The organism is Sneathiella sp., assembly GCF_047631475.1.
Classification (GTDB): Bacteria; Pseudomonadota; Alphaproteobacteria; order Sneathiellales; family Sneathiellaceae; genus Sneathiella.
Genome location: NZ_JBLHZT010000003.1, coordinates 1 through 18,287, shown reverse-complemented (window position 1 = coordinate 18,287; position 18,287 = coordinate 1). Strand labels below are relative to the sequence as shown.

The window sequence follows — 18,287 nt, the reverse complement described above, 5'->3', positions numbered from 1 at the left end:
AATCTTCTAAATCGTGCTATAATTGCGTTTGCGTTGTGGTTTCCTAGTATCCCTATAACTAAGGAGAATGAGCGTGTACAAAATACTCTCAATAGACGGCGGTGGAATTCGAGGCGTTATTCCAGCAGTCCTTCTACAATATTTGGAAGCAGAATCCGGAAAAGCGATTGCAGATCTATTCGATCTAATCGTCGGAACCTCAACAGGCGGGATCCTTGCGGCGGGCGCGACTGTTCCCGATGCCACAGGAAAACCAAAATACTCGGCCACTGACCTTCTAAAGATTTATGAAGATCATGGCACGGAAATATTCAGCCGAAGTTTTTGGAAAGGTATTGTTTCGGCTGGGGGGATGACAGACGAACAATATGATGAAGAAGCTTTGGAAAACCTTCTTGATCGGTATTTTGGAACAACGACGCTGAAAGACTGCCTAAAACCCGTAATTCTGACGTCCTATGATATCGAAGCCCGGGCACCCTACTTCTTTAAAAGCCGTCAAGCCTTGAAGACCGATACAAGAAACCATTTTTTAAAGGATGCCGCGCGAGCAACAAGCGCAGCGCCCACCTACTTTGAACCTGAAATGGTCATGACGGAACCCGACACCGGATTACAGCGCGCGCTCATTGACGGCGGGGTCTTTGTCAATAATCCGGCCATGTGTGCCTATACCGAAGCTGTCTCTGAGGGTGCGGATCCTTCTGACATGTTGCTGGTATCGCTTGGAACCGGAATTACGACGCGAAAAATTCCATTCGACGAAGCAAAAGACTGGGGCGCTTTAGGATGGGTTCGGCCCATAATCAGTGTGATGATGGACGGAACAGCAGATGCAACAGATTTTCATTTGGATTTGATCCTTGGCGGAAAACGCAAACAAAATTCACAGCGCTATTTTCGTTTTGACAAACATCTCACCCACGCACTGGATGATATGGACGCGGCCCACAGTGCCAACATTCAGGCGCTCAAAAAAGAAGGAAGTTCAATTATTGATGATAATAAACAGGAACTGGAAAAGCTGATAAATCTGCTGACTTAAAAATCCGGGCTGCACTGTTAATCAAGTATACCTGGCCGGATTTTATCCGGCCAGTTGCTTGCCGAGTTTTTCGGTCAACCTGTTTTCAATTTCAGTCAGATATTCTTCCACTGAAATTTTGAATTCCGATGTCACTTCAAGGTCACGATCTTCAAAAACATCCCGTTCAGGATAGGTAGACTGCCATTCAATAATTTTCTGATCACGTTCAAGGATTAACTGCCGAATAACCGGTTTATAAAGCCGGATCAACGCCGTTAGCCAAATGTTCACAGGCCATGAAGGTTGCGCGACATCGATTTCAAAACGGTCAACAAAAGCAACAACGTCTTCGGCTGCATACCAGTTTTCAGCGGTAACCCAACGATTTGTGGTAAAGAGAGACAGCGGAAATCCTCTATTATCCATTGAAACGGCTATCAAATGACAAATGTTATCATCCCGTTCGTCCATGTAGGACATATGCGACTGCCCTGAAACAGGCTCTTCGCCGGCCATCATACCATCTGATCTTAAAAAAGTATGGAAATGCCCATGCTCGCCATCTCTGTGCGCATGATAATAATATTGCGAATGGGTTTCCGGATCAAAAACATCTCCGGGCGGGTAATGCTCCATCTCATAGAATGTGTCGTGCCCCTTGATCAACTCCCCCACAATATTATCACTGGTTTTTGCAAGGACACGGTAACAATTCAGAACATATTGACCGGCTTCCGCCATTTCTTCCAATTCAAGTATCGTCAATTTGTCCCAATCCAACATTGTTACCTCTAATCAAATAACTTACTCAAACAATCACGCGAGCTATAAAACAGCCCGCGCGACAAATGTGCCCCGAAAAAACCGTTAATGACAACGGCTCTTTTAGAATAAAGGGGTACTTAGTTTTTCTTGGCTGCACATGGATTGCATGGATTACAGGGGTTTTTCTTGGCGGCACAAGGGTTGCAAGGATTGCAGGCATTTTTCTTTGCAGCACAAGGATTACAAGGGTTCTTTGCCGCACATGGGTTGCATGGGTTTTTCTTTGCTTTGCAAGGGCTGCAAGATGCAATGACAACGCCATCCAACGAGACTGCTTTAGCGGCTGGCGCCGCAACGATTGTTGCTGCAGACAAGGCGGTTAGACCAACTGCTGTTACTGTAAGAGATTTTTTCAACATTGCTTTTTCCTCGAATAAAACCTGTAGACTGATGACCGCCTGAAACCCGGAATACCCAGGATGCTGCGGATAAAAACGTCTCTAACGTTTAACTAGAAACAATAGAAAACGATCATTTACCTTATTGAACTGGAATAAATTCTCTCATTTCCTGGATTTGACTATGGCAGATGAAAGCCGCCCTCTCTAATAACGTTGTTTCACATAATTGTGACAGTTTGAGAGCACCGGAAACATGTATTCCAGCCGTCTTTCAGGTCTTGAATTCCGGGCCATTCAAAAGAAAAAAGGGGTGTATTCTCAGTTATCCTTTACGACAAGCTTATAGTCAGGCGTTGTGTTCAGCGGACAGGAAAACAAATAGTCGCCGGGTTTTAACGTTACTTTGTAGTCTTTGGTTGCTCCGGTCACCAAACCACCACCGGATACACTAATTTTGTTCAGTTTATGCAGTGGGTTTGCCCAGTTATAATCTTCCTCACGCAGCCAAAACCCCAATTCATAAGGAACATTTTTGTTGGAAACCCTAAAAATATAGTCCCCCGGTTTCAAGGTGAGAACCTTGGAACTCGCAACCCTTTCTTTTGCCGATTTAAGATTTATCGCCTCACAGTCCGCCTTACTTTGAGAGAGATATCCCTGATCATTTTCAACGTCCAAAAACTGACAGGGAACCTGCATTAATTCAATCACCTGAGGGGCGGCGACAGAGGCGGTGATAGAGCCTCCCAAAATGATCCCAACGACCGGAAGTACGCCCACTGCGCCCCGCATCATCAATTTTCTATATTTCATTGTTCTCGTCCCTTTTTAATTTAGTTCAGTTGAAAATACTGGCGAACTCTCGTTCCAACCCAGTTCCCTGGAAAGGCACATAAAATCCACACCCAACCATGCAAACTTGTCGATCCAGCACCGCTGATGAACGCTCCTATATTGCAGCCATATGCCAGACGCGCACCGTATCCGAGCATCAGCCCCCCAACGATGGCGGCAATCAGTGGCCCCAAACGCCGATCCCATTTTGCTGATCTTTTTCGGCTTATCAGCATTGCAGCCGTGGCCCCGATCATTATCCCGACATTCATTACAGAGGTTGTGTCATGCCAAACAGATTGATGAAGCGCGCCGGAGGCAAAACCATCCGCCCAAAAAACACTAGTCGCCGGATCCCATCCCAGGAAGGTTGCGACTTTGGCACCCCAAAGCGTAAACCCCCATGTAATGGACCAAGGGTGCCCGGCTGTCACCAGCGTGAGCCAATTTAAAACGGCTAATGATATGGCAGCCCAAATCAATGGCCACGGGCCTTTTAATAACACGGTCCAGCAAGGGCCAGTCCTCACGCTTTCATTGGACAGGCTTTCTTTTTCTTGGGTCCGGTATTTCTGCAGCGCAAAATATAAAAGCCCTAATACCGCCAGCTGGATTGGTACAGCCAGTTCCCAGCCAACAGTGCCCGCCAACGAAAGAGCTGGAAGAGAGGGTAAAGACTGCCACCAGTTCAAATCGAGGCTGCCCCAAAATGCTCCCGCACAAAAGAAAACAAGAACAATCATCATTCTGGGATTGCCTGACCCTGCAGTATAAAGACTGCCTGAAGCACAGGCTCCTCCGAGTTGCATTCCGATCCCAAAGAGAAAAGCCCCAAACGCCATGCCCACGCCTGCAGGAGCGATCGCGCCAGTGACCGGCGCACCAAATGCAACCCCTTGCGACAAGACAGGTGCAAAGAGGATCGTTGTTAAAGCAACCAGCAATAAATGACTGTCTATTCCACTCACCTGCCGGTGAATAAAGAATTTCCGGTAGGCCGCGCTAAAACTATAAGAGGCATGATAAAGGGTCAGCCCCATAGCCAAGGCAATCACAAAAAAGACAATCGCGTCACGTTTGGCGAAGGTAAAAAAGAAGCCCGTCAACATCACCGCCGTTACAGCCATAACGGCTGTAAATCGGCGCGACCCTGATATTTTTAGATGACTATCAATCGCCATTGAACGACCCTTTTCCGCACCTGAATAGCGGTCCCAGTCAGAACAGCAGGTCCGACGACCGGTATTGAGGTAATGTAAGGGAATATCTGTTCACATACAGTTCAATTTGCCGAGAGCAGCGTTCCGACGAACATGTCGAAGTGAAAATCAGATATACGTCCGGAAGCTTATTTATCTATTTACGCTGTATTTCAATATCACGATGCAAATAAACACTCATAATCAATCCGAACCCAACCAGCAGGGTTAGCATTGAAGTCCCACCATATGAGATCAGCGGAAGCGGCACACCAACGACTGGAACCAGCCCCATCACCATGGCAATATTGATAAACACATACAGGAAAAAGACGCCTGTCATACCGACGGCCATCAGCTTTCCAAATTGATTACGAGAGCGATACGCAATGGCATACCCATAAGCAATCAGCAGAATATAAAGCGAAAACAGGATCAGCCCGCCAACCAAACCAAATTCCTCTGCCAGCATGCTAAAAATAAAGTCGGTCCGCATTTCAGGTAGATAATTCAGGTGACTTTGTGTCCCTTGAACAAGTCCTTTTCCAAAAACCCCACCCGATCCCAATGCAATTTTTGACTGCATAATGTGGTAGCCCGCCCCCAGCGGATCGGATTCCGGATTGAGAAAAATCAGAATTCGTTTCTGTTGATATTCATACAAAAACTGATAAGCGAAAAATGCACTTGGAACAGCGATCCCGATAACGGCACCAAACATCCACATACTAACACCCGCACAAAAGAAAACGATCCCGGCACCGGCAACAAGAAGGAGTGTTGTTCCCAGATCAGGCTGACGCAACACCAAAGCCGCTGGCATCGCAATCAAGATTAAGGGCACAATAAGCCAGCGAATACGCCGGACGTCATCCATTGATAAGCCATGGAAGTAGCGCGCCATCGCCATAATCAGGGTAATTTTTACAACTTCGGACGGCTGCACCTGAATGGGACCAATCTCGACCCATCGTTTGGCGCCCATACCGACGACCCCCATAATTTCAACAGCACCTAACATTAGAAGTGAAATAGCATAAAGTGGATACGCCAACTTTAACCAGATGCGGATATCGACCAACGCCACGATGAACATAATAACCATGCCGGCCGCAAACCGCATCATCTGCCGAGAGGCCCATGGTTCAATACTGCCATTTGCAGCGGAATACAGCATCACAAAGCCAACGGAGGCAACAGCGCAAATCAAAAGGACAAAGCCCCAGTTCATGTCCCAGATTTTTCGCGCCAATGGCAAATTCTGTTCCGGCGCACCAATTTCTCTAAGCATCCGTTTCCCCCTTCTTCTGGGGTTTATTAACAAATTTGGAGCGGTCTTTATTCCGAACTGGATCCAGTCTCAATGCAGCTTTCAACAAATCTCTGGCAATTGGGGCCGCAGCTTTCGATCCGCTGCCGCCATGTTCAACAATCACTGACACCGCGTAGCGCGGCTCGTCATACGGAGCGTATGCAACAAAAAGAGCATGATCCCGCTCCTTCCACGCGCGCTCACTCGATTTTAATACCCCGGTCAGCCGTTCTTTCTTTGAAATTCGGCGGACCTGTGCGGTTCCTGACTTACCCGCCATTTCCCAGCCTTCAACCTTGATCTTGGAACCACGTCCTGTCCCGCGTTTTCCGTTAACCACATCGAACATACCGGCCTGAACATACCGAAGGAACGTCTTGTTGAGCCCCATATCCGCCGGTTCCTCTGTTTGGGTGGGATTGTCAGCCTGTTCCATACTGTTTTTTACCAATCGTGGCGTCACGGCCTTACCACCATTTGCAAGCCGAGCGGTCATCACCGCTAATTGCAAAGGGGTCGACAGGACATATCCCTGTCCAATCCCTGCATTAAACGTATCCCCAACCTGCCAGCGCTCGCCTCGGACTGCTCGTTTCCAATCTGTTGTTGGTATGAGGCCTGATTTTTCACCTCGAAGATCCAGACCCAATTTTTCGCCCAAGCCAAAGCGATTGGACATCTCGGCAATCTTGTCTATGCCGACCTTCCGGGCAATATCGTAAAAGAATACATCGCAGGATTGTTCGATGGATTCACGCAGATTGAGCTTTCCATGTCCGCCGCGTTTCCAACAATGGAATTTATGGTTTCCAAGCTTTGTCGAGCCGTTGCAATAAACCTCATGGTCCATTGTTATTGCCCCGTTTTCCAATGCCGCCAGGGCAACGATCATTTTAAACGTAGAACCCGGGGGGTATTGTCCGGCAACGGCTTTATTCCCAAGAGGCCTCTTAGGGTTTCCTTGAAGAGCTTTCCAGTCCTTTGTGCTGATGCCCGTTGTAAAGCTATTGGGATCAAAGCTTGGAACAGACACCATCGACAAAACATCACCCGTGTGAATATCAATCACAACAGCGGCTGCACTCTCTTCGCCCATTCGCTCAACGGTATATTTTTGCAACTCAGCGTCAATCGTCAGAACCAGATCATTTCCCGGGCGCCCTTCCTGACGATCCAGTTCACGAATGACCCGGCCATAAGCGTTTGCCTCCACACGGCTTGTACCTGCGGTGCCGCGCAGTGGCAGATCATAAAATTTTTCAATCCCATTTTTGCCAATTCGAAAGCCCGGCAGCTCCAGCAAAGGATCTGGCTCAAGGTTTTTAAGGTCCCGCTCCGATACCGCGCCAACATACCCGACTGTATGCGCAAAAAGAGGGCCATAGGGGTAATAACGGGTTTGACCGACGTCCAGTTGAATACCCGGTAATTCAGGACTGTGAACATTGATCCGTGCAAACTCTTCCCAACTAAGGTTATCCATCACCGTGATTGGAACGAAACCGCGTTTGCGTTTTGTTTCTTTTAGAACCCGCGCACGATCCTGCTCCGGAACAGGAACCAATTCTGACAACCGGTCCAAAGTCTGCTCAACGCTATCCGTCTGTTCACGGATCAAAACAACCTGATAATTTTGCCGATTACTTGCAATTTCATCGCCAAATCGATCCAATATCCGACCCCGCAATGGCGCCAGCAAACGGATATTCATCCGATTTTCGTCCGCCATCATCGTATATTCATTGGATTGAATAACTTGCAGGTAATATAGGCGGCCTGCCAAAACCGACATCAACGCAGCCTGCCCTCCCGCCATCATTAATGATCGTCGGGTGAATAATTTAGCTTTTTCCTTGCTACTTTTACCGCGCATATCAAATGCCTTTCAACAGGCTATGCTGTATCGCGCCAAAGCACCAAGCAAACACGGGGAAGATCAAAACTGTGATGATCAATTGGATCAAAACCGGGAAAAAGGGCATCAGAGCCAATGAATAGATACAAGCGATCAACCAGGTTAGCATGCTGATCCCAGTCGCAATCAACAAGTAACCCCACCATGTCAGGATAAAGGCTTTACCGACAAAAACATGCCGCTGGGAAACAGCAACGCCATGAACGATCAAAAGCATAAATGAAGACAGACCAAGGGGAACTCCGGTCAGAATATCCGAAATCAAACCCAGAAAAAAGACAACGGGCGCCGCCATTAAATAAGGGCGATGCAGGCTCCAGTAAAAAACGGACATTGAAACCAAGGCCGGAGAGATAACCGCAAAACCATCGATACGAATTGGAACCACAGTTAAAAGGGCAAGCAGAAAGGTCAACCAAAAAGGGATACTCCCTCTAAGGACCTGATTAATCTGATACGATACTGGCGGCTGCTCAAGCATATAGATGCGCTTTCACTCTAATCGCCGAGAAGGCTCTCACCCAAGTCACCCGGATTAGTATGCCGGTCGGTCAGTCCGGGAAGGTCGTACCGAAGCACGCTGACATATTCCAGACGTTCCCAGTCAGCGAATGTCTGTATTCTGATTTGTCCGTCCCGAACAGACGATACAATCCCGATCGGACGGCCTGCTGGTAGCATGGCCCCATCTCCAGATGTGACAACCCGATCACCCGCAGACACTTGGGCATTATTGGGCAGATACTCCAAAGTAGGCGAGGTCGAGTTATCGCCTACCAAAATGCCTTTATGGCGCGATTTTTCCAACACGACAGGAATACGGGAGTTCAAATCTGTAAGCAGCAATACCCGCGCAGAATTTTTACCGGTTTCGGCAATGCGCCCGACCAGTCCAAGTGGGCCAACCACTGCTTGTCCCACGCGAATACCATCTCTTGATCCAGCACTTAACAATAAGGTTCGCACAAAAGGGCCACCGGAATCACCAACAACTCGGGCAGAGATCGGCAATACTAGTGGATCGGTCAAAACGTTAAGGAGACGTCGGTAATTTTCGTTTTCCTGATCCAGCGATCGGCTCACGGCCTGCCAGCGCAGCAGCCTTTCGTTTTCGCGTCTTAGACGTTCGTTTTCTTCAACCAGCGTCGCCAGTTCTTTAACGCGGGTAATTCCTTTATTGATAGCGTCAACTGGCTGGGAAAGCGTTCCAAGCACGGGCGATAGCGCGTCTGTGCTGATCGTTCGCACCCGTTCCATAAGCACGAGATCAGCCTTACCCAAAACCAGTAAGGCAATCGACACACAAATGAGTGTCAAAAAAGCAAAGCGCTGAAAAACAATTTTCAGCGGAAAGGCCAGTTTCCATGCTGTACCTTGGCCTAAAGCCATTCAGCTACTCCTGCATAACTCTCAATTGAGTGTTCCCCAACACTCACGTCCAGTCCTAGTTATCTCCACTTAGAACATGGCGCAGTGCCTTGATTTCTTCAAGGGCACGCCCTGTTCCTATTGCAACGCATGATAGCGGCTCATCAGCGATTGAAACCGGGAGGCCCGTTGCATGACGAAGAACATAATCGAAATTGCCAAGCAAACCGCCGCCACCTGTCAAAACGATCCCTTTATCAACGATATCCGCCGCAAGTTCAGGCGCTGTATGTTCGAGGGCGACTTTAACCGCCTCGATAATGGCCCCAACCGGCTCCGCAAGGCTTTCAGCGATTTGTCGCTGACTGATCACAAGTTCCTTCGGCACGCCGTTCATCAAATCCCGGCCTTTAACTTCCATGGTTTCCCCATTTCCATCTTCCGGAGGACAGGCTGAACCGATGGTTTTCTTAATCCGCTCTGCCGAGCTTTCACCGATCAATAGATTATGATTTCGGCGAATGTAGGCGATGATGGCTTCGTCCATCTTGTCACCGCCAACACGCACACTTTTCGCATAGACGATACCCCCCAGAGACAAAACAGCTACCTCTGTTGTACCACCGCCAATATCAACAACCATTGAACCGGTCGGTTCCGTCACGGGAAGACCGGCGCCGATTGCGGCTGCCATAGGTTCTTCGATAAGGAATACTTCTCGGGCCCCTGCATTTTCAGCTGAATCCCGGATTGCCTTGCGCTCAACAGCAGTTGATCCGGATGGCACGCAAATAATAACCTGTGGTCTTGCGAATGATCGTCTATTGTGCACTTTTTGAATGAAGTGCTTGATCATTTCTTCGGCAATTTCAAAATCGGCAATCACACCGTCGCGCAATGGTCGAATGGCTTCAATGTTTCCAGGTGTACGACCCAGCATCATTTTCGCTTCATCACCAACAGCCAGAACCTGTTTCTTTCCTTGCCTATGAATAATGGCAACGACTGACGGTTCGTTCAAAACGATGCCACGTCCCTTTACATATACAAGGGTGTTCGCTGTCCCGAGATCGATTGCCATGTCAGCGGAAAGCATGCCGAGCATTTTGGAAAACATTAAATTGCCTCACTCACTTTAATAAAGAGCAAGCCCCCCTGCCCTTCAAAATTCCCAATTATATCAGGTATCGCCGGATCGCCCTGAATTACAACTCAACCAACCGATCGCACACCTGCCCTTAAGCCTGTTCGCTAGCACCTGAAAATAACAGTATTTACGAACACATCAACGGGTATGTCAGATGATGGTTAATATTTTCCAACTATTATTAATTCTGTTTACGCCCTTTCACGCGCGCCGTGCAACCGAATTTTGGATAAACCACTAGAAAAAAGAGAAAATCTATGATTGAAGGTAAAAATGCACACCAAGAAAGGCGACTACTAACAGGAAGAGCTTTGCGGCTATGGCAATCAAGATCCAGCGCCTTATCTTCGATTGTTCTAATTCGCCCATTTCAATCCCCCCATTTTTTTTTACGCACCGCGCTCAATTCGTTTTCTAACGTCATGCAGTTGAAAATCAAGTGCCCGTCCACTGCCAAAATAGATGATTTTGGCACAGACTTGGCCAAACACTATATTCGAATATCACTGATATATTTTACTGTTTATTAAGGCCTCCTATTATAAAAACCCTTCATCAATTCGGCATTGGCCGTTTTAGAGGAACGAAGGATCAAAGTATGTTTAAAAAATTGATGATGCTCACCACATTGGTTTTCATGGTTGCTATGGGAACTGCCCATGCAGATGGTAAAAAAGACACCGTTGTTTCCATGCTTGATGCGGCAGCGGCCCATTTTTCCAAGGTTGGAAAAGAACAGGCCTACAAAGACTTCTCAGTAAAAGGCGGCGATTTCTATAAAGGTGAATTCTACATTGCAGCGTATGGTATGGACAGCAAACTAAATGAATTTCATGCTGTAAATCCAAAGCTTGTTGGTAAGAACCTGATGAAACTGAAAGACATCGACGGGAAACTCATTCTTGTTGAAATGTACAAAGTTGCTGATGAAAAAGGGTCCGGCTGGGTTGACTACAAGTGGCCACACCCAGAAACAAAGAAAATTGCACAGAAGCAGACTTACATTAAAGTAGTAGGCGATGTGTTCCTGATGATCGGGTATTACGAATAACAGTGATCTGGTAAACAACAAAAAAGCCGGTATGAAAATACCGGCTTTTTTTGTGTCTTCCCGAAAAAACCGGAGCTTTGTTAAAAGCCCCGGTTTTTTATTTGGTCAGATAGATAGTCTCTAAAATTAGTTTTTAGATTTATCAACCATCGCATTTTCACCGATCCAAGACATCATGGAACGCAATTTGGCACCAACTTCTTCAATCTGATGGGCATCGTTCAAAGAACGGGTTGCTTTCAGGAATGGCTGGCGAACTTTATTTTCCAGCATGAAGTCACGGGTGAATTTACCGGTCTGAATATCGTCCAGAACCCGTTTCATTTCCGCTTTTGTCTCAGGCGTAATGATACGTGGGCCAGTCACATACTCACCGTATTCCGCTGTATTTGAAATAGAGTAATTCATGTTGGCAATGCCGCCTTCATACATGAGGTCGACAATAAGTTTCACTTCATGCAGGCATTCAAAATATGCCATTTCTGGTGCGTAGCCCGCTTCAACCAGTGTTTCAAATCCGGCCCGGATCAGTTCAACAAGACCACCACAAAGAACGGCCTGCTCACCAAACAGGTCTGTTTCACATTCTTCTTTGAACGATGTTTCAATGATACCTGCACGGCCACCACCGATCGCAGATGCATAAGAAAGAGCAATATCCAGCGCATTTCCAGAGGCGTCCTGATGAACAGCAACCAGACAAGGAACACCGCCACCGCGCTGATATTCAGAACGAACAGTGTGACCAGGGCCTTTTGGTGCAATCATGAAAACATCCATGTCTGCTTTTGGTTCAATCAGATTAAAGTGAACGTTCAGACCATGGGCAAAAACAAGAGCCGCGCCTGGCTTCATGTTTGGCGCTAGATCCTGTTCATAGATATCAGCCTGCAGCTCATCTGGCGTCAACATCATGATAACATCACCCCAAGCGGCAGCTTCCGCAGGTGTCATCACTTTCAGACCAGCGCCTTCTGCTTTTTTAACAGAACCACTATCTGCACGCAGGGCAACAGCCACATTGGCAACCCCTGAGTCTTTCAGGTTATTTGCATGGGCATGGCCCTGGCTACCATAGCCAACGATGACAACATTTTTTCCTTTGATCAGATTAACGTCTGCATCGCTGTCATAATAAACGCGCATTTCCTTCATTCCTTCTCGATATTTGGTCCAATGACCGAAGTTCAAATTTTTATTTGGTTTTGTGAATGGTATCGTGTCCACGTTTTACCGCGACGATCCCTGTACGACACACTTCTGTGCGGCCCAGTTTGCCCATCAGATTAATAAACTCTTTTACCTTGCCGCGCACGCCTGTCACTTCAAAAACGAAAGACGTCGCCGTTGTATCAACTGGCCGAGCCCGAAAGATATCGGCAATCCGAAGAGCTTCAACGCGTTTGTCCCCTGCGCCCTCAACTTTCACAAGCGCCATTTCCCGTTCAACACTTGGTCCATCCAACGTCAAATCAGCAATCCGGCTGACCGGAACCAAGCGTTCCAGCTGCGCTTTTATCTGCTCAATAACCATCAATGTTCCAGTTGTCACGATTGTGATCCGGGAAAGGTTTTCATCCTCGTCCACTTTTGCCACTGTCAGGCTCTCGATATTGTAGCCACGGCCTGAGAACAAGCCAACAACTCGCGACAAAACGCCGAATTCATTATCAACGAGAACCGCAATCGTGTGCCGGTGAATTTCAGTTTTCTGTATCATTGTCCATGCGTTCTTTATTGAGGGCAGAAAAAGGTACCCTGTATGTATAGTAATTCAGGTATATTGTCTCTTGTTATACCAAGGACATCCCTTCAGCGGTGATTTCGGGGCCTTCGCCTTCCTTGTCATCGGCGAGCAACATTTCATTGTGCGCAGCACCAGAGGGAACCATCGGGAACACATTTTCCTGTTTGTCCACCAGCATATCCACCAGAACAGGGCCGTCGATTGCCAGCATCTCTTTGATGCAATCGTCGACTTTATCCGGTTCTGAACACCGCAATCCAGTGGCGCCGAACGCTTCAGCCAGTTTGACAAAATCGGGCAGGCTTTCCATGTAGCTTTCAGAATAGCGACCCCCATGCAGCAATTCCTGCCACTGGCGGACCATGCCCATATATTCATTGTTCAAAATGAAGATTTTCACAGGAAGTCTATATTGAATGATGGTCGCCATTTCCTGGATATTCATCATAGTTGATGCCTCTCCGGCAACATCGACAACAAGCGCATCAGGATGGGCAATCTGAACACCCATTGCCGACGGCAGGCCGTAGCCCATTGTCCCCAACCCCCCGGAGGTCATCCAGCGGTTTGGCTCTTCAAACTCGAGATATTGCGCCGCCCACATTTGGTGCTGGCCAACTTCTGTTGTAAAATACCGATCCATACCCTTGGTCAATTCGTTCAAACGAGACAGTGCATACTGCGGTTTGATCGTCGTACCTTCTTGCGTGAATTTCAGGCAATCCCGTGCCCGCCATTCATCGATAACCTTCCACCATTGCGTCAATGCTTTGGCGTTAGGCTTACAGACTTCGGATTTCCATACTTTGACCATATCTTCAAGCACATGGGCAACGTCTCCGATAATCGGAATGTCCACCTGAATGTTTTTATTGATTGAGGATGGATCAATATCGATATGAATTTTCTTTGAGTTTGGCGAAAACGCGTCCAGCCGCCCAGTAATACGATCATCAAAGCGTGCGCCCACACACACCATAACATCACAGTCATGCATTGCGTTATTTGCCTGATAAGTACCATGCATACCAAGCATGCCAAGGAACTGCTTATCCGACGCGGGATAGGCACCAAGCCCCATGAGCGTACTGGTGATCGGATAACCTGTCATCCGGACAAGTTGCGTCAGCAGCTTCGATGCCTTTGGTCCAGAGTTGATGACGCCGCCGCCAGAATAGAAAATCGGTTTCTTCGCACCAGCAATCAACTTGACGGCTTCTTTGATTGCACCAAGATCACCCTTGATTTGCGGGGCATAATTCTTGTGTTTGATCAAAGTGGGCGGCGTATATTCACCCGGCGCAAATTGAACATCTTTTGGAAGATCGATCACAACGGGACCGGGCCTACCTGTTGTCGCCACGTGAAATGCTTCATGCACCGTTTTGGCCATGTCTTTCACGTCTTTTACCAGATAATTATGTTTGGTCACCGGACGAGTGATGCCAATTGTATCCGCTTCCTGAAAGGCGTCATTGCCGATCAAATGCGTCGCCACCTGACCCGTCAGGCAAATAATCGGGATACTATCCAACAAGGCGTCCGCAAGACCTGTCACAGCATTCGTCGCGCCTGGGCCAGATGTCACAAGCACCACACCTGGCTTACCTGTCGAACGCGCATATCCTTCTGCTGCGTGGACAGCGCCACCTTCTTGCCGAACAAGAATGTGCCGAATGCTGTTTTGCTTGAACAGCTCATCATACAGAGGAAGCACAGCGCCGCCAGGATATCCGAAAATCACTTCCACGCCCTGATCTATAAGCGCTTTGATTACGATTCCTGCTCCGGTCATTTCCTGATTTGCCATGGGATTTCCCTAATCTCTGTTAAACGGCATAAATAAATTATTTTTGCGATAAAAAAGCGCCCGGATTTTAACCCGAGCGGTAAACACTGGCCAGCCTTATGTTTATTCCATCAAAACAGCTGGGCCATGTGCGCGAACCTAACCCCTCACCCTTCACCGGTCAACAAAAAATGGCGAATAAATGAAAAGAAATCAGCCTTCAAACTTTCCAAATCTTGCGCAGACGAGGTTTTCGCATCCGTCATCTTGTTCCGAACCCACGTCAGCTGGCGCTTTGCGTATCGCCGTGTCTGGCGTTTTGCGCGTTCCAGCATTTCTTCTTTAGTGATTGAATTCTTTAGATAATCTGATATTTCTGGCACACCCAAAGCCTTCATGGACGGCAGGGAAGGATCAAGGTTCAAGCCCAAAAAAGCTGCGACTTCCTCGACTGCCCCCCCTTCTTCTACCATCCAGTCCAGACGACGATTGCACCGATCATACAACCATTCCCGATCCGGCGTCAGCGCCAACCACGCACGCGGACAGGTTAAAACAGGGCCATCTGCGGCCCGTTTATGCCAGTCCCCCAGCGGAACACCCGTTTCTTCAACAACCTCCAGCGCGCGCAACAGACGCTGAGAATCACCAATGTTGAGCTTCTCTGCCATTTCCGGATCTTTTGTCTGTAGGCGCTTTTGGATAACTTCATTTCCTTCGCGCCGCTGCAACTCTCTCAGGTCCGATCGTAATTTTTCCGATATTGGCGGTATTTCTGCGATACCCTTCGTCAATATTTCGAAATATAGCCCCGTTCCACCAACCAGAATGGGAAGCTTGTTATCGGTGTGGCACTGTTCAATTTCTGCAAGCGCCATGTCCCGCCATCGGGCCGCTGAGCAAAAATCATCAGGCTCCAACACACCGTACAGCCGGTGCGGTGCGAGGCTTTCCTCTTCTTCACTCGGGCGAGCCGTTATTACCCGCAACCCCTTGTAAATCTGCATGCTGTCCGCATTGATCACGACACCATCGAATTCTCTGGCCAAAGAAATTGCCAATGCGGATTTGCCGCTGGCGGTTGGTCCTGCTAAAAGAACGCAACCTTTTTGGTTTAAGGTTTCCTGATCCATAGAAATATCCGACAAATAGCGGTGCAAAAATGACAACCAAAGTCCTGACACTTGTTGCCAACCCAAATAACGATCGTCCTTTCTCTAGCATAGTTGATCAATTGGTGGCTAGCTTAACAGACGCCCATGTTGAAATCGAAAAATTGGACTGGCTCGCCCTGGAAATTGCCTGTGATCTGTATGTTGGGAAAGACTTCAGTTTAGAGTTGATAACAGAATTTACGGATAAAGCGGATTATTGCCTGCAACCGAAACAGGGCCGTAAAAAGAAACTGATGCTCGCCGATATGGATAGCACCATCATCACCGTTGAATGTATCGATGAACTCGCTGATTTTGCCGGATTAAAGGCAGAGGTTTCTGCGATTACCGAGAAAGCGATGAACGGCGAGCTGGATTTCAATGAAGCCTTCAAGGCCAGAGTTGCCATGTTAAAGGGTCTACCCGAAGAAACACTTCAGAAAACGTTCGAGCAGCGGGTTCGACTAACGCCCGGCGCCCGAACACTGGTTCGCACAATGAAAGCAAACGGCGCTTATACAGCATTGGTATCAGGTGGCTTCACTTTCTTCACATCCAGAGTACGGGAAATAACCGGCTTCGATATGGATGACAGCAATCGCCTTTTGTTTGAAAATGGCAAACTAACAGGGGAAGCGGCTGAACCTATTTTAAACTCACAGGCCAAACTTGATAATCTGAACCGTTTAAAAGCGGAACTAAATCTTCAAACGGAGGACGTGGCCGCAATCGGTGACGGTGCTAATGACATCCCAATGATCGAAGCTGCCGGATTGGGGGTCTCTTATCATGCGAAACCCGCGGCTGAGAAAGCGGCAGATGCCAGCATTCGATTTGGTGATCTTACAACCCTCTTATTTTATCAAGGCTATCGTGCTGAAGAATTCATCCGTTAAACGCAACAAAAGATCCTAAAAAAAGCCCCGCCAGAATTGACGGGGCTTTTTTAGTTTTTAGTACGGAAGATATTTATTTTTCCGTACTCAATGCAACAAATCTTGAAGACACGCCGCGTTTAATCAACATCAATACAGACTTACGATCAGATTTGCTTGCTTCACTCAATGTTTTCTTTACATCAACAATATTCTTAACCGGCTTCAACTGAACTTCCAAAATCTGGTCTCCTGGACGAATATCCTTTTCGCCAGCTTCGGAACTTTCATCCACATCAACAACGATAACGCCTTCAACTTCATCACTGAGCTTAAACTCCTGACGTACCTGATCCGTAACGGTGGCCAATCGCATTCCCATGATTTCTGCCGTCAGTTCTTTATTCAGATCACCGGGGCTTGCACTGGCAAGTTCTGTCTCAGCTTTCTCAAGCTCGCCCAGTTGAACGGACTTCGTAATCTTTTCACCGTTCCGCCAAAGTTCAACATCAACATCGGCACCAACAGACGTTTCTGCAACGACCCGCGAAAGTTCACGTGTCTCGCTAACTTCCTGACCATTAAAGGTCAAAATAACGTCACCCGCTTTAATGCCGGCTTTAAAAGCTGGTCCATCTTCGGGAACACCAGCGACCAGAACGCCATCTGTATTACTCAGACCAAGACCTTCGGCAAGTTCTTCTGTGACGTTTTGGATGACAACGCCCAACCAGCCGCGACGGGTCTGACCAAATTCTACCAGCTGACTAATAACCGTCTTCGCCAGTGTAGAGGGAACAGCAAAGCCAATTCCGATACTGCCTCCAGACTGCGAGAAGATAGCCGTATTAATGCCAATGACTTCGCCGTCCATATTAAAAAGCGGCCCGCCGGAATTCCCTTTGTTGATCGAAGCATCCGTTTGAATATAGTCATCATAAGGGCCGGAACGAATATCCCGTCCACGCGCAGAAATAATACCCGCCGTGACAGTTCCCCCCAGACCAAAAGGGTTTCCGATCGCCATGACCCAGTCACCAACACGGGATTTATCACTATTTCCCCACGGGACAGCGACCAGGTCTTTTTCCTTTGGATCAATGTTTAATACCGCCAGATCCGTTTTGGGATCAGTTCCAACAAGCTTGGCAGGAACTTTTTCACCGTCCTGAAAAATCACATAGATTTCATCGGCACCGTCGATCACATGATTGTTCGTAACGACCAGACCCTCATCTGCATCGATAACAAAACCCGAGCCGAGAGAGGTCGCACGACGCTCTTTTTGACCGTTTTTCCCTTTACCACCAAAATCCTTGAAAAAATCTTCGAACGGATGTCCCGGAGGAAACTGCGGAAAATTTCCACCGCCGCGCTCTGTCTTGACAATTTGTGTTGTTGAAATATTGACAACTGCTGGCGACAATTTTTCCGCAAGATCCGCAAAACTGTCAGGCGCCCCGCGCGCAGAAACATTAAAAGCAAAAAACGCGCAAACAACAAACGCAGTTGCTGCCATTAAAATCGGGAAGCGTTTTTCTGAAATAATCTTTGCGTCTTCAGCAACAGACACGGAAGACACAGGTCCGGTTCTACTTGATCTTTGATTAGGTGTGTACAACGTTACAATCCTTCCGTCATTTCCTAAACGGACATGCAGACCCTGGGCTGCGATATCGCGTCTCTCAATACTTAAGCTCTCT

At 47.8% G+C, this 18,287-nt stretch carries 17 protein-coding genes; 4 read left to right on the top strand and 13 right to left on the bottom strand.

Translation table 11 applies throughout. The features are described from left to right. Nucleotides 1-67 precede the first annotated feature (67 nt). Complete coding sequence (locus ACJAYR_RS01690; RefSeq protein ID WP_415234995.1) at nucleotides 68-1,045, top strand: patatin-like phospholipase family protein; 978 nt, start codon at nucleotides 68-70, stop codon at nucleotides 1,043-1,045. 42 nt (nucleotides 1,046-1,087) lie between these two features. Here ACJAYR_RS01690 and ACJAYR_RS01685 read toward each other — a convergent pair whose 3' ends face one another. Beyond that, nucleotides 1,088-1,810, bottom strand: coding sequence for a DUF6969 family protein (locus ACJAYR_RS01685; protein ID WP_415234994.1), 723 nt, complete (start codon nucleotides 1,808-1,810; stop codon nucleotides 1,088-1,090). 129 nt (nucleotides 1,811-1,939) lie between these two features. Here ACJAYR_RS01685 and ACJAYR_RS01680 point away from each other — a divergent pair, with 129 nt between their 5' ends. Next, nucleotides 1,940-2,254, top strand: a complete 315-nt coding sequence (locus ACJAYR_RS01680) for a hypothetical protein (protein WP_415234993.1) — start codon at nucleotides 1,940-1,942, stop codon at nucleotides 2,252-2,254. 257 nt (nucleotides 2,255-2,511) lie between these two features. Here the strand turns inward: ACJAYR_RS01680 and ACJAYR_RS01675 are convergent, their stop codons facing one another. The 7 genes from ACJAYR_RS01675 to ACJAYR_RS01645 all read right to left on the bottom strand — a co-directional run bounded on the left by ACJAYR_RS01675 (nucleotide 2,512) and on the right by ACJAYR_RS01645 (nucleotide 9,938). Next, nucleotides 2,512-3,006: a hypothetical protein gene (locus ACJAYR_RS01675; RefSeq protein ID WP_415234992.1), complete on the bottom strand. Its 495-nt coding sequence runs from the start codon at nucleotides 3,004-3,006 to the stop codon at nucleotides 2,512-2,514. A gap of 20 nt (nucleotides 3,007-3,026) precedes the next feature. Then, complete coding sequence (locus tag ACJAYR_RS01670) at nucleotides 3,027-4,208, bottom strand: YeeE/YedE family protein (protein WP_415234991.1); 1,182 nt, start codon at nucleotides 4,206-4,208, stop codon at nucleotides 3,027-3,029. A 175-nt stretch (nucleotides 4,209-4,383) separates the two neighbouring features. Beyond that, nucleotides 4,384-5,517 (bottom strand): rod shape-determining protein RodA, encoded by a 1,134-nt coding sequence (gene rodA, locus ACJAYR_RS01665; protein ID WP_415234990.1) that lies wholly within the window; start codon nucleotides 5,515-5,517, stop codon nucleotides 4,384-4,386. Then, complete coding sequence (gene mrdA, locus ACJAYR_RS01660; RefSeq protein WP_415234989.1) at nucleotides 5,510-7,411, bottom strand: penicillin-binding protein 2; 1,902 nt, start codon at nucleotides 7,409-7,411, stop codon at nucleotides 5,510-5,512. Before mrdA ends, rodA begins: the two co-directional genes overlap by 8 nt. Before the next feature lies 1 nt (nucleotide 7,412). Continuing rightward, complete coding sequence (gene mreD, locus ACJAYR_RS01655) at nucleotides 7,413-7,934, bottom strand: rod shape-determining protein MreD (protein ID WP_415234988.1); 522 nt, start codon at nucleotides 7,932-7,934, stop codon at nucleotides 7,413-7,415. A gap of 17 nt (nucleotides 7,935-7,951) precedes the next feature. Then, nucleotides 7,952-8,842, bottom strand: coding sequence for a rod shape-determining protein MreC (mreC, locus tag ACJAYR_RS01650; protein ID WP_169544694.1), 891 nt, complete (start codon nucleotides 8,840-8,842; stop codon nucleotides 7,952-7,954). Between the two features lie 55 nt (nucleotides 8,843-8,897). Next, nucleotides 8,898-9,938: a rod shape-determining protein gene (locus ACJAYR_RS01645; protein ID WP_169544693.1), complete on the bottom strand. Its 1,041-nt coding sequence runs from the start codon at nucleotides 9,936-9,938 to the stop codon at nucleotides 8,898-8,900. A gap of 628 nt (nucleotides 9,939-10,566) precedes the next feature. Here ACJAYR_RS01645 and ACJAYR_RS01640 point away from each other — a divergent pair. Beyond that, nucleotides 10,567-11,019 (top strand): cache domain-containing protein, encoded by a 453-nt coding sequence (locus ACJAYR_RS01640; protein WP_169544692.1) that lies wholly within the window; start codon nucleotides 10,567-10,569, stop codon nucleotides 11,017-11,019. A 126-nt stretch (nucleotides 11,020-11,145) separates the two neighbouring features. Here the strand turns inward: ACJAYR_RS01640 and ilvC are convergent, their stop codons facing one another. From ilvC to miaA, 4 genes are all read right to left on the bottom strand, one after another. Continuing rightward, a complete protein-coding gene (ilvC, locus tag ACJAYR_RS01635) occupies nucleotides 11,146-12,174 on the bottom strand; it encodes a ketol-acid reductoisomerase (RefSeq protein WP_169544691.1) in 1,029 nt (342 codons plus the stop codon). Between the two features lie 40 nt (nucleotides 12,175-12,214). Then, complete coding sequence (gene ilvN / locus ACJAYR_RS01630) at nucleotides 12,215-12,739, bottom strand: acetolactate synthase small subunit (RefSeq protein WP_169544690.1); 525 nt, start codon at nucleotides 12,737-12,739, stop codon at nucleotides 12,215-12,217. A gap of 73 nt (nucleotides 12,740-12,812) precedes the next feature. Then, nucleotides 12,813-14,576 (bottom strand): acetolactate synthase 3 large subunit, encoded by a 1,764-nt coding sequence (locus tag ACJAYR_RS01625; RefSeq protein ID WP_169544689.1) that lies wholly within the window; start codon nucleotides 14,574-14,576, stop codon nucleotides 12,813-12,815. 146 nt (nucleotides 14,577-14,722) lie between these two features. Continuing rightward, nucleotides 14,723-15,688, bottom strand: a complete 966-nt coding sequence (gene miaA, locus ACJAYR_RS01620; protein ID WP_415234987.1) for a tRNA (adenosine(37)-N6)-dimethylallyltransferase MiaA — start codon at nucleotides 15,686-15,688, stop codon at nucleotides 14,723-14,725. 29 nt (nucleotides 15,689-15,717) lie between these two features. On the opposite strand from miaA, the gene serB reads away from it, so the two are divergent. Continuing rightward, entirely contained in the window at nucleotides 15,718-16,605 is an 888-nt protein-coding gene (gene serB, locus ACJAYR_RS01615) for a phosphoserine phosphatase SerB (protein WP_415234986.1), read from the top strand. Between the two features lie 73 nt (nucleotides 16,606-16,678). Here the strand turns inward: serB and ACJAYR_RS01610 are convergent, their stop codons facing one another. Continuing rightward, nucleotides 16,679-18,103: a DegQ family serine endoprotease gene (locus ACJAYR_RS01610; RefSeq protein ID WP_415235109.1), complete on the bottom strand. Its 1,425-nt coding sequence runs from the start codon at nucleotides 18,101-18,103 to the stop codon at nucleotides 16,679-16,681. Nucleotides 18,104-18,287: the final 184 nt, after the last annotated feature.